This window comes from Pseudorhodoplanes sp., assembly GCF_050250235.1.
In the GTDB taxonomy this organism is placed as follows: Bacteria; Pseudomonadota; Alphaproteobacteria; order Rhizobiales; family Xanthobacteraceae; genus Pseudorhodoplanes.
Map to the genome: position 1 here is coordinate 1 of NZ_JBFWPA010000056.1, position 12,517 is coordinate 12,517.

The 12,517-nt window shown below is 64.8% G+C and carries 9 protein-coding genes and 1 pseudogene; 6 read left to right on the plus strand and 4 right to left on the minus strand.

The genetic code is table 11. From position 1 onward, the window contains the following. On the minus strand, nt 1–264 hold a 264-nt coding region (locus tag AB7F49_RS22055; protein ID WP_428526319.1), incomplete at its 3' end, for a hypothetical protein. A gap of 322 nt (nt 265–586) precedes the next feature. On the opposite strand from AB7F49_RS22055, the gene AB7F49_RS22060 reads away from it, so the two are divergent. From AB7F49_RS22060 to AB7F49_RS22085, 6 genes and pseudogenes are all read left to right on the plus strand, one after another. Beyond that, a complete protein-coding gene (locus tag AB7F49_RS22060) occupies nt 587–1,207 on the plus strand; it encodes a MarR family winged helix-turn-helix transcriptional regulator (protein ID WP_428526321.1) in 621 nt (206 codons plus the stop codon). Further along, the gene (locus tag AB7F49_RS22065; RefSeq protein WP_428526323.1) at nt 1,204–2,397 is read left to right on the plus strand and encodes a mandelate racemase/muconate lactonizing enzyme family protein; all 1,194 of its coding nucleotides are present in this window, start codon (nt 1,204–1,206) and stop codon (nt 2,395–2,397) included. Before AB7F49_RS22060 ends, AB7F49_RS22065 begins: the two co-directional genes overlap by 4 nt. Nucleotides 2,398–2,408: 11 nt before the next feature. Beyond that, nucleotides 2,409–3,374, plus strand: coding sequence for an NAD(P)-dependent oxidoreductase (locus AB7F49_RS22070; RefSeq protein WP_428526325.1), 966 nt, complete (start codon nt 2,409–2,411; stop codon nt 3,372–3,374). 35 nt (nt 3,375–3,409) lie between these two features. Next, entirely contained in the window at nt 3,410–4,396 is a 987-nt protein-coding gene (locus AB7F49_RS22075) for a tripartite tricarboxylate transporter substrate-binding protein (RefSeq protein ID WP_428526327.1), read from the plus strand. A gap of 157 nt (nt 4,397–4,553) precedes the next feature. Beyond that, nucleotides 4,554–5,870, plus strand: a pseudogene (rimO, locus tag AB7F49_RS22080) (30S ribosomal protein S12 methylthiotransferase RimO); the annotation flags it as partial. Between the two features lie 576 nt (nt 5,871–6,446). After that, entirely contained in the window at nt 6,447–8,759 is a 2,313-nt protein-coding gene (locus AB7F49_RS22085; protein ID WP_428526382.1) for a caspase family protein, read from the plus strand. Nucleotides 8,760–8,762: 3 nt separating this feature from the next. Here the strand turns inward: AB7F49_RS22085 and AB7F49_RS22090 are convergent, their stop codons facing one another. Genes AB7F49_RS22090 through AB7F49_RS22100 form a run of 3 tightly spaced genes read right to left on the minus strand, consistent with a single transcriptional unit; the run spans nt 8,763 to nt 12,417 of the window. Further along, nucleotides 8,763–9,974 carry an ArgE/DapE family deacylase gene (locus AB7F49_RS22090; RefSeq protein ID WP_428526329.1) on the minus strand — a complete coding sequence of 404 codons (1,212 nt, stop codon included), beginning with the start codon at nt 9,972–9,974 and terminating at the stop codon, nt 8,763–8,765. Next, nucleotides 9,971–11,239, minus strand: a complete 1,269-nt coding sequence (locus tag AB7F49_RS22095; RefSeq protein WP_428526331.1) for an allantoate amidohydrolase — start codon at nt 11,237–11,239, stop codon at nt 9,971–9,973. Before AB7F49_RS22095 ends, AB7F49_RS22090 begins: the two co-directional genes overlap by 4 nt. A gap of 2 nt (nt 11,240–11,241) precedes the next feature. Further along, nucleotides 11,242–12,417, minus strand: a complete 1,176-nt coding sequence (locus AB7F49_RS22100) for a urate hydroxylase PuuD (protein WP_428526333.1) — start codon at nt 12,415–12,417, stop codon at nt 11,242–11,244. Nucleotides 12,418–12,517: the final 100 nt, after the last annotated feature.

Sequence of the window (12,517 nt, forward strand, 5' to 3'; positions counted from 1 at the left end):
CCGCGCCGGGCCGTACCAGTTGATATGGTTGTAGGTCTCGGCCTCGATCCCGCTCGCGGCGATCTTGTCACGCAGGTAGTCCATCTCGAACGAGGCAAAGCGTCCGCCCATCCCGCGAAACACGTAGGCTTTTCCGGTGGCCGGCTTCTTCTGGGCAAATTCGCCGTCCGCAGACAGGAACCCCTCGAACACGGAGAGCGAGCCGCATCCCGACAGGCTCGCGGCAAGAACACCGGCGATCACGAGGCGCGGCAGATTGAACATGCGTTCTTGGCCCTTATGTCGTCGCGCCGCTTGCGCCTGGGGCTGGCGAAGTCGGAAACGCACGCCATCCGATGCCTGCGGATCAAAGGCGGATTTCGTTAAGATTTTCCGAAGATTGCACGAAGTATCCGATAAGATACTGATTAAGCTTGGGTTTCATCGCTGCGCCAACTCGCAAGGCGGAGCGACCTGCGGGTTTGTCATGCGAGAACCGCGAAGCCTGGCTCCGAGTCGCCGGACCCGAGATCGGGCGGGACATGCCGGCTCGTTGACAAGTCCACATCGCGATCCATAGAACCTGTCGGCAGCAATGGCGATCCCGATGAAGGGCGGCAATGCGATGACGGGACCCGCTTTGCGAAAACGCGCGAACCACGAACGACACCACTCGGCTCGCGACGTGTTGCCAAACGGCCCAGGCCCGCACATTCATGACGACGACCCCTGGAACGCCGCGGTCGTGCATGGCCGAAAGCTCGACCTCGGCGAATATCCAAGCTCGCTGCTGTTGCGGGCGGCCAATGTCATCCATCTGGAAGGCACGGCGGTCTATGCGAGGAAGCACGGCCTATCCCTGCCGGAATGGAGAATTCTCGGGCGGCTGTGCGAATCCGCGCCGATGCCGCTGGCCGCGCTTTGCCGCATTTCCCATTTCGACAAGGCGCAGGCCACGAGGGTGCTGCGCAGTCTCGCCGCGCGCCGGCTGGTCCGCATGCTTGCCGACCCCTCGCACCGCAATCGCCGCATCGTCGATCTCACCCCAGGCGGACGCAAGCTCGCGCAGTCGATCTTTCCCGAGGCGCTGGAGGCGCAAATGAAACTGCTGAAGGCGCTCTCGCCGGACGAGCGCCGCGCGACATTCAGCGCATTGAAAAAGCTGCTGGCGGTGTATGGCGCCGGGATACCCGCGCCGGCGTCGATGGACGAGGGCCGATCGTCGTGAAAATCACCGGCATCGAAACTCTGCATGGTGACGGCGGCTATCGCGTCTGTTCCTACGTCAAGATGACCACCGATGAAGGCATCGTCGGCTGGTCCGAATATTATGAAGGCCTGACCGGAGTTTCGGTCACGCCGGTGATCCGGGATTTCGCGAAAGTCGCGGTCGGCATGGATCCGCGTCAGGTCGGCCGGCTGAGCGAAAGCCTGCTCGCGACCACGCGGCTATCCTGGGGTGGCCTCGCGCATCAGGCGGTCGCGGCCATCGAGAATGCGTGTCTCGATATCCACGCCAAATCCCTCGGTGTGCCGGTCTATGCCCTGTTCGGCGGGCCGTTTCGCGAACGGGTGCCGGTCTATTGGACGCATTGCGGCAGCTATCGGGTCCGGCACGCGGCCTTCTATGAGCAGGAGCTTGGCTTCGAGCCGGTGCGCACGCTCGACGACTTCACCCGGCTGGGCCGCGAAGCCGTCGCGCAGGGCTTCCGGGCCGTGAAGACCAATCCGGTGTTCTTCGACCGGGACAGGCCCTATATGTTCAACGGCGGGTTTCGCATCGAACCCGGCTTCCTCGACCGCAGCATCAGCGATCACCAGATCGGCGCGATCGTCGAGCAGCTCGACGCGTTGCGCGAGGGCATCGGCCCTCATACAGGGCTGATGCTCGATGTGAGCTTCAGTCAGCGCACCGAGGGGTATCTGCGGCTGGCGCGGCGGCTGGAACCGCTCCATCTGTACTGGCTCGAGCTCGACATGCGCGATCCGGAAGGGCTGGCGCTGATCCGGCAATCCACCCGCACGCCCATCGCGTCGCTTGAGGGGCTTCACGGCATCCACGATTTCCGCCCCTATCTCGTCCAGCGCGCGGTCGACACCGCGATCGTCGATCCGATGTGGAACGGGGTGTGGCAGTCGGTGCGCGTGGCGACGCTGGCCGATGCCTTCGAGATTCACGTGGCGCCGCACAACCCGGTCGGCGATCTCGCGAACCTGATGAGCGCGCATTTCTGCGCCGCCATTCCGAATTTCCGCATCATGGAGCTACGTCCGGACGAAGCGCCATGGACACGGGATTTCCTGACGCATCCATCGAGCATCGAGAACGGTGAAATCCTGGTCCCGCAGCGTCCAGGCTGGGGCTCCGATATCGATGAAGCCGCGCTGAAGGCGCATCCGCCCCGAAAGGCGCGATAGGGAGCCTGCCGATGCGCGTGGTCTATTGGGCGCGGCTGCAACTCGCCAGACGAAACGTCACCGACGCCCTGCGCGCCGTGCCGGGCGCCGATCTCGTCATCGTCGAAACCCTTCCGGAAATGCTGGCCGCGCTCGACGGCGCCGAAGCCCTCATCCTCTATGACGCGCCGCCCGCCGAGGCCCGTCAGGTGGTGGCAGCCTTGTCGTCACCCGGCAATCGTGTCCGCTGGATGCATTTCCTCACCGCGGGCATGGAAGGTTTCAACGCGGTCGGACTTCCGGCAGGACTTGCGGTGACCTACCCCGCCGGCTGCGTGGCGCCGACGGTCGCCGAACACGCCATGACGCTGCTGCTCGCGCTGATCCGCCGCGTCCCCGCCATGCTGGAGGCGCAGGGGAAGCGGAACTGGTCGCGGCTCGAGGTTTCGGCGAAAGCCACCTCGGTCGAGGGCAAGGTCATGGCGATCGTGGGTTACGGCCAGATCGGCCGCGAGATTGCGCGGCGCGCCCGTCCCTTCGGCATCCGCATCCTGGCGGTCTCGCGCAGCGGAGGCGCCGACGAATTCACGGACGAAGCCCATTCATTGCTGCAACTCGATGAGGTGCTGGCGCGGGCCGACATGGTGATGCTGACCATCGCCCTGACAGCGGAAACCCGTCATCTGTTCGATATGCGCAGATTGGAAGCCTGCAAGCCGGGCGTCGTGCTGATCAACGTGGCGCGTGGCGGGCTGATCGATCAGCCGGCCCTGGCCGCGATGCTGGCATCAGGTCAAGTGGGCGCGGCGGGTCTCGACGTCGTCGATCCGGAGCCCCTGCCCGCCGACGATCCGCTCTGGGCTTCGCCCAATCTGATCATCTCTCCGCATTTTGCCGGAGGCGCCAGCCTGCCGAGCCAGGAGCGCCTGGCCGACAGCGCGGCCGCCAATCTGCGGCGGCTCATTGAGGGCGAGCCGCTGCGCCATCTCGTGACATGAGCAACCAATATCCAAGAACGCAAAGGGAGGAATGCATGACACTTCGCCGAACCTTGCTGCTGGCCCTGACGGCCGCACTGGCGGGGCCGCTGCTCGGGGCCAGCCACGTCGCCTACGCACAAAAGCCGCCCGCGCTCGCAACCATCATCGTCGGCTTCCCGGCGGGCGGAGCAACCGACACGGTTGCGCGCCTCGTCGCCGAGGCGATCCAGGGCAAGTATGCCGACTCTGTCGTGGTCCAGAACCGGCCGGGCGCCGGCGGACAGATCGCTGCAGCATTCATCAAGGGAACGCCGGCCGACGGCACCACGCTCCTGTTCACGCCGGCCTTCCCGATGGCGATCCATCCACATGTCTACAAGGACATGCGCTACGACACGCTGAAGGATTTTGTCCCGGTCGCCACCACGCATTTCGGCACGCTGGCGCTGTCGGTCGGGCCGGCGGTACCGAACGACGTGAAGACGCTGACGGATTTCATCGCCTGGGCGAAGGCCAATCCCGACAAGGCCAATTTCGGCGCTCCGTCCGGCGGTTCGCAGCATTTCACCGGCCTGATGCTGGCACGGGACGCGAATATCAAGCTCAACCTGATCTCCTACAAGGGTGGTGCGCCGTCGGTTGTGGATGCGCTGGGCGGACATGTGCCCGCCATCGTGACGCCGCTTGCGGAGGTTCTGCCGCATGCCCGCGACGGCAAGTTGCGTATCCTCGCCACGACGGCGCGCGAGCGTTCGACGCTTGCCCCCGATATTCCGACCTTCGTCGAACTCGGCTTCGACAAGATCGTCGTGCAGGACTGGTCGGGCTTCCTGATGCCGGCCGGGACGCCGCCCGAAGTAGTCGCGCGGGCCAATGCCGCCATCAGCGCAGCGGTGGAGTCGCCAAAGGTGATGGACGCCATGGCCAAGCTCGGGATGGAGGTCGGCACCCGGACGCCCGCCGCATTCGCCGACACCGTGCGGGAGAGCTGGGAGCGGTATCGCGATATCGTCAAGGAATCCGGCCTCAAGGCGCAGTAGCATTTGACGGGTGGATCCCGGGCGCCAATCCCGTGCGCCTGCCGCGCGATGGTTCGTTGCGGCAGGTCATCGGGGCGGTGAGGGATTGCGGCTTGCGGCAGTTGACCTTACCTGCTGCCTGCCCTAAAGCCGCGCCTTCACCCCGATCCGGACCTGCATGACCGCCGCCCCGCGCATATCCTTCGTATCGCTGGGCTGCCCCAAGGCACTGGTCGATTCCGAGCGCATCATCACGCGGCTGCGCGCCGAGGGCTATGAACTCGCGCGCGGTCATGCCGGCGCCGACGTGACCATCGTCAATACCTGCGGATTCCTGGATTCGGCTCAGGCGGAATCGCTCGCCGCCATCGGCGACGCCATGGCCGAGAACGGCAAGGTCATTGTGACGGGGTGCATGGGCGCCGAGCCGGACAAGATCACCGCGCAATATCCGAACGTGCTCGCGATCACCGGGCCGCAGCAATATGAGAGCGTGATGGACGCGGTGCATCGCGCGCTGCCGCCGGTGCACGAGCCCTATGTCGATCTGGTGCCGCCGCAGGGCCTGAAGCTGACGCCGCGCCATTATGCCTATCTGAAGATTTCCGAAGGCTGCAACAACCGCTGTACTTTCTGCATCATCCCGAAGCTGCGCGGCGATCTCGTCTCTCGACCGGCTGCCGATGTGCTGCGCGAGGCCGAGCGGCTGGTGAAGGCCGGCGTCAGGGAGCTGCTGGTGATCTCGCAGGACACCTCAGCTTACGGCGTCGATGTGAAATATGCGACCAGCCAGTGGCAGGATCGCGAGGTGCAGGCGAAGTTCGTGCCGCTGGCGCGTGAACTGGGCGAACTCGGCGTCTGGGTGCGGCTGCACTACGTCTATCCCTATCCCCATGTCGACGAAGTCATCCCGCTCATGGCCGAAGGCAAGGTGCTGCCGTATCTCGACATTCCGTTTCAGCATGCGAGCCCGGAGGTGCTGAAGCGGATGCGCCGTCCGGCCGCGCAGGAGAAGACGCTTGAGCGCATCGCGCGCTGGCGCGAAATCTGTCCGGATCTCAGCATTCGCTCGACCTTCATCGTCGGTTTCCCGGGCGAGACCGATGCCGATTTTGAATTCCTGCTCGACTGGCTCGATGAAGCGGAACTCGATCGTGTCGGCTGCTTCAAATACGAGCCTGTGGACGGCGCGGCATCGAACGCACTCGATGGTGCTGTCCCGCAGGACGTGAAAGAGGAACGCTGGCATCGGTTCATGAAGAAGCAGCAGGCGATCTCTGCCCGCCGTCTCAAGCGCAAGGTCGGAACGCGTCAGCAGGTGCTGATCGACGAAGTCACGGCGTATGGCGGCAAGGGCCGCAGCAAGGCGGATGCGCCGGACATCGACGGCGCGGTGCACGTGACCAGCCGCCGGCCGCTGCGGGTCGGCGAATTTGCGCAGGTGAAAATCGAGCGCTCCGACGCCTATGATCTGCATGGCAGTGCGGTGGGATTCTGCACGCGGGCCGCCTCAGCCAGCGGGGCTGAGCAAATCGAAACCGGGTCAAGCTTATGTGAGTTGCCGGTCCGCGGGACTCACACAACAGTCCGCCCCGCCTCAATGTCGAGGCTGGGGACCGATCATGAAATATCTGCTGCTTGCTCTCTCGGCGTTCGCATTTCTCAGCACCATCGTGCCGGCGGATGCGCAACGATGCCCGCCGGGAACACGCTATTATTGTTCCGGATCGAATTGCCGCTGCGTCTGATCTCCGGAATGCCCGGCCCGCTGATGCAGGCGGGTCGGGCCATGCCATCCGGCGATGCCTGCCGGAACTGGAACTTCGACCATTCGGCTGCGGCATTCGGCCGGCCGCCCGTGACGCAAAAATGATTGGCGCGGCGGTTGGCCGCTTCCGTAATCTCCTGGCTGGCGGATTTTGCTTCCGCCCGGGGTGAACCGGACAGCGCCGGTTTGCGACCGACGGCAAATGTCCCTCTCGGACCAATCAGGGTCGCCACTTCGATCGGGTCATCGATGCGAAACTTCTTCGGCCTAGTCATCGGTTGCCTGGCGGCCGCCGTGATCTCCATGATCGCGTCCGCCGAGGTGAATGCGCAGAACCGCGTCGCCCTGGTTATTGGCAACGACCGTTATCCCAATCTCCCGGCGGACCGGCAACTGCAGAAGGCCGTCAACGATGCTCGCTCCATGAGCGGCGCCTTGCAACAGCTTGGCTTCAATGTGATCCGGGGCGAAAATCTTAGCCGCGGCCAGATCGTCGATCACATCGTGCGGTTTACCCGCGCGATCAAGCCCGGTGACATCGCGCTGGTGTTTTTCGCCGGACATGGCGTGTCGCTGTCGGGAGCGAACTACCTGCTACCCGCCGACATTCCCCTGCCAAGCCAGGGCGAGGAAATCCGGGTGCGCAACATGGCGCTCGGCGAATCCGACCTTGTCGCCGACATCCAGGCCGCCAAGCCGCGGGTGCTGATCATGGTGCTCGATGCCTGCCGCGACAACCCGTTCCGCCAGGCCGGACTCACACGGTCGGTCGGCAACCAGGCGGGGCTTTCGCGGTCTCGCGAGGCGGAAGGCGTGTTCACGATCTACAGTGCGGGTTTCGGTCAGGCCGCGCTTGACCGGCTTGGCGACGGCGACCGCTCGTCGAACTCCGTATTCACGCGCGTGCTGATTCCGGCACTGGCGCGGAGCGACGCACATCTCGCCGATATCGTCATCGACCTGCGCGAAGAGGTAGCTCGGCTCGCCGCCACCGTCGGCCACGAGCAATATCCCGCCTATTACGACCAGACCCGTGGCGGCCGCATCTATCTCAGGCCGCCGGGGGCCCAGCCCGCTCCCCGCGCGCCGCAGATCGCTGTGGCGCCGCCCGTGGCCCCCGCACCTGTTCGGCAGCAGCCGGTTCCTGTTGCGGCGCCGGTTCCCGCCGGTCCAGGTCCGGTCCAGGGCGGAGTGCCGCGTGCGGTGCAGGTCGCACGTGCGACCGAACTCCCGCGCTGCAACCTATTCGTGGATGCAAGTGCCTCGGGTCGCGGCAATGGCTCGCTGCAGAACCCGTACCGCGCGATTGGCGACGCGGTCGCGGCGGCCAATGCCGGGGTGGTGATCTGCGTCGCGGAAGGCACCTATCGCGAAGAGATCAAGCCCGGAGAGAAGCATCTGACATTCGCAGGCGGGTTCGAGCGCGGTTTCGGGGCGAGGGATTCCGCAACCTACGTGACGCGGGCCGTCGGCAATGGGCGCGGTTCGTTCATCCGCTACGAGGATCCCGCGCCGAAGGGCAATGCCCGCACGGTGATCGACGGATTCGACATCAGCGGCTATTCACAGGCGATCGTGCGCGAGCATTATGAATCGCAGCGTTTCGACGTGAGCAACAATCACATTCATGACAATCGCTGCACCGACAACAAGCTTGCCGGCGGCGGATTGTCCCTCAACAACATCACCGGGCGGATCGAGAACAACGTATTCCGCAACAATTCCTGCGGCCGCGGCGGCGCGATTTTCACGAATGACGACGTCAAGGAGAACACCGTCACCATCGAAGGCAACTGGATCGACAACAATCACGGCGTCGAGCCGGAGACCTCGCATGGCGGCGCGGTCTATCTGTTCGGGACCACGCTGCGCATCACCGGCAATCTTTTCACCCGCAATTCCGTGACCAAATGGGGCGGCGGCCTGTTTGTCGGCGCCGATCTGGGAAGCGGGCAGAAGACCGATGCCCGGCTGAACTGGAACGTCTATCGCGGCAACAGCGCGGGCATCGCGGGCGGCGGATTTTTCTGCGACGAGGGCGCGATGTGCCGCAGCTATCACGAAGTCTATGACGGCAATTGCGGCGGCAACATCTATCTGGACAGCGGATCCGGCGGCGGCCCGACGGTCGCGCGCTTCGACCACCTGACCAGCATCAATGCGCGCGCGGTCGGTTGCAGGGGACCCGGGCCAGGGGTGCGGATCGATCGCGGCGGCAACGATCCCGACAATTACGCCTTCATCAATGCGATTTTCTGGGGCAACAAGCCCAATGAGGACATTGCCGCCAACTGCGACGAGAATTGCAACAATGTCCGGATCATCATCTCGCATTCCATGGTGCAGACCCGCTACGGCGCCAACGGGCTGAGGGTCACCTTCGGCGACGGCATCATCCCGCCGGTCGATCCGATGTTCGCCGATCCGGACAATGGCGACTATCACTTGAAATCGGCTGTCGGCCGATGGACCCCGAAGGGTTATGTACGGGATGCGGCGTCGAGCCCGCTGCTCGGCCGCGGCGAAGGCAAGCCCACCGAAGCACCGCCCCGCGCCGGCGACCGCAATGAACTCGGCGCCTATGGCAACAGCGCGGAGTCTTCGCTGGTGCGTTGAGGGTTAAGCCTTGAGCAGATCGCGCAAGGATGCTGCGACGATCTTCGTCGCCGCTTTCAGATCCGACAGCTTGACATGCTCGTTGGCCGAATGCGCATTGGCCTCCAGGATCGAGCGCGGGCCCGCGCCATACAGCACCGTCGGAATACCCGCCGCGCTGTAATGGCGCGCATCGGTATAGAGCGGCACGCCCATTTCCTTGATCGCGGTTTTCAGTTCGCGCCTGGCGTGGCGCTGGATGATCTCGACGATTTTCCGCACCCCGGGCCGCGGCTTGAGCGGTTCGGCAAGGATGATGCGCTTGCACTCGACCTTGATGCCCCGGCCCGCGCCCGCCCGCTTCACCAGTGCGACCAGCTCACGCTCGACCTTCGTCCCCTTCTCCTCCGGAATCAGGCGGCGGTCGATGCGCATCGTGACCTTGTCGGGCACCACGTTGGTCGCAAACCCTCCGGCGATCTGCCCGACCGTGATTTTTGGCGAGCCAATGCCCGGCGATTTCGACTTGATCCGGTTCAGGCGCTTGCGCTCCTTGTAGATGGCGGTGAGGATTCTCGTCGCCGCTTCCAGTGCATCGGCACCGCTCTCCGGCATCGCGGCATGCGCCTGCTTGCCGCGCACCGTGACTTCCAGGTGCAGCACGCCGTTATGGGCGGTGACCACGGCGTAGGAGAAGCCGGCCGAGAAGGCGATGTCCGGATTCGTCAGCTTCTGCTTGATCAGCCAGTCCGGACCGGTATAGCCGCCGATCTCTTCGTCATAGGTCAGATGCAGCTCGACTACGCCGTCAAGCCCCGCGGGACTGTCCTTCAGCGCCAGCAGCGCGAAAGCATAGGTCGCGTAATCCGACTTCGACACCGCGGCGCCGCGGCCATAGATCGCGCCGCCTTTTTCCTCCGCGCCGTAAGGATCATGGGTCCAGCCCTCGCCCGGCGGCACCACGTCGCCATGCGCATTCATGGCGATCACCGGCCCCTTCCCGCTGCCGAAGGTCTCGCGGACGATCAGGTTGGTCGCCGACACCATGCCGTGCTGCTTCGCGATGCCGTCGGGCACCTTGTGCCGCTCGACCGTAAAACCGAGGCCTTCCAGCAGGCGCGCGGATTCCTCCGCGTGACGATCGCAATCACCCGGCGGATTGTCGGACGGCACCCGCACCAGTGCTTTCAGAAATTCGACCTCGCGCGGAAAATTCGCCTCGATGAAATCGGTCATGTCCGGCCCCGTTGCCCTGCGTCCCGCGCCGCCAGGATTTCGATGAAGCGCACCAGCGCAGCGACGCTCAGCCCCATATCGGTCTCGCTCGCCAACTCCGCCGGATTGTGGCTGACGCCGCCCCTGCAGCGCACGAACAGCATCGCCATCGGGCAGAGACTGGCCATCACCTGCGCATCATGGCCGGCGCCCGAGGGTAGCCGCGTCGCTTCAAGGCCGAGCGCCGCGATCGCCTCGGCCATCAGGTTCTGCAACAGCGGGGTGCAGGCCGTGGTGCTGGTCTCATGGAACGGCTCGAAGGCGAATTCCAGCCGGCGCTTGACGCCGATGCGCTGGGCGTCCGCCTTGATCTGCTCGATGGCGGCCTTGCGCCTGGCATCGCTCGACGAACGAAACTCCAAAGAGAACCCGACCCGGCCGGGGATGACATTGGTCGCGCCGGGCGAGGCCTCGATGCGTCCGACGGTCGCCACCATCCCATCGTCCTGGTTTTCCACCGCAGTCTGCTCGATCAGCAGCATCAGCTCCGCGGCCCCGGCGAGCGCGTCCTGGCGCATGCGCATCGGCACCGTGCCGGCATGACCGGCCTCGCCCAGCACGATCACGCGCATCCGGCTCTGCCCAACGATGCCGGTGACTACGCCGAGCGGCAGCCCCTCCGCTTCCAGCACCGGGCCCTGCTCGATATGCACCTCGACATAGCCAACAACCGCAGCGGGATCGTAGGCCGCTGCTGCAATGTCATCCACGCTCTTTCCGTAGGCTTTGATCGCGTCCGCGAGAGTGACGCCATTGCGGTCCGGGAACGCCAGCGATGCGCGGTCGAACACGCCGGCGCAGGCCGAGGAGCCCGCCAGTGTGGTGCGAAATCGTGAGCCCTCCTCGTCGCCAAAGGCCAGCACGTCGATTCCGAACGGCAGATCGGCGTTGCGCGCGGCGAGCTCTCGCACGGCGAGAATACCCGCCACCACGCCCAGCGGGCCATCGTATTTTCCGGCGTCGATTACGGTATCGATATGCGAGCCGATCAGCAGCCGCGTCTCCCGGTCCGGCCGCCAATGGCCCCGCACCGTGCCGAGCGCATCCTCGGTCACGGTCATGCCGGCTTCCCGCATCCAGAAGGCGATCAAGTCGGCGGCGCAGCGATGCTCGGAGCTGAGATAGAGGCGCACAAGCCGCTGCGGCTCGGATGAAATTGCTCCAAGCTCGGCCAGCATGGCTTCGGCGCGCGAACCGATCGCAGCGATTTCGGCGGGGATCGCCATCGTCAATGCGCGCTGAGCCAGCGTCCCAGTTGCGCGCGCTCGTCGTCCGTCATGTTGGTCTGGTTGCCGAGCGGCATCGCCTTGTTGCGGACGGTCTGGATCATAATGAGCTGATTGAAGCGCTTGAGATCGGCGAGTGTCTCCAGCGTAACATTCTTGGGCGGTTCCTTGAAGCTCTCATGCGTCGGCCGGCGCGCATGGCAGGAAATGCAATGCTTGGCGCTCAGCGCCAGCACTTCGCCGTCCGAGACCGGTGGTCCGCTATCCGCCGCGTGGCGCGGCGCCGTGAGAAAAATCGCGCAAAGCAGCGCAAACGCCGTGACCGGCGCCGCCCAGCCGTATTTCTCCCAGGGCTCGCCGATGTCGATCTGGTTGAGGATGTGCCGGAACAGGCCCCCGGTCATCAGGATCAGCGCCACCACCAGCCAGGCCTGCGGATGCGCCGACAGGAACGGATAATGCGGCGACACCATCATCAGCAGCACCGGCAGGGTCAGGTAGTTGTTGTGCAGCGAGCGCTGCTTGGCGATCTTGCCGTATTTCGCTTCCGGCTCCTCGCCCGCCAGCAACTGCGCGACCATCTTCCGCTGGCCGGGAATGATCACCATGAAGACGTTGAAGGCCATGATGGTGCCGATGAAGGCGCCGACATGGATAAACGAGCCGCGGCCCGAGAAAACCTTGGTGTAGAGCAGGCTCGCCAGCAGGATCAGCAGGAACACCGAGATCGCGAGCGGAACCGTGCGGTCGCCCAGCAGCCGGCAAAGGCCGTCGTACAGCACCCAGCCGACCAGCAATGACGCGATCGAGATGAAGATCGCCTGCCACGGTTCGAGCTCCATCACGGCCGGATCGATCAGATAGGCACTGGCGTGGACATAATACTGGATGATCAGCAGGCCGAAGCCCGTCACCCAGGTGAGATAGGCCTCCCACTTGAACCAGTGCAGGTGTTCCGGCAGATGCGGCGGGGCGACGGTGAATTTCTCGACGTGATAGAAGCCGCCGCCGTGAACCTGCCAGGCGGTGCCGAACACGCCCGGGCTCTTGCGCTCCTTCTGGTTCAGCGAATAGTCGAGCGCGATGAAATAGAACGAGGTGCCAATCCAGCCGATGCCCACGATCATGTGGGCCCATCGCAGCAGCAGATTGCCCCATTCGCCGAGAAAGACGTCCATTGCGCTCCGACTCCGGCCCCTCTTCCGGCCTCACCCCGAGGAGCAACCCGAAGGGTTGCGTCTCGAAGGACGAGGCCGGAATGCAGGCTAGCAAACGCTG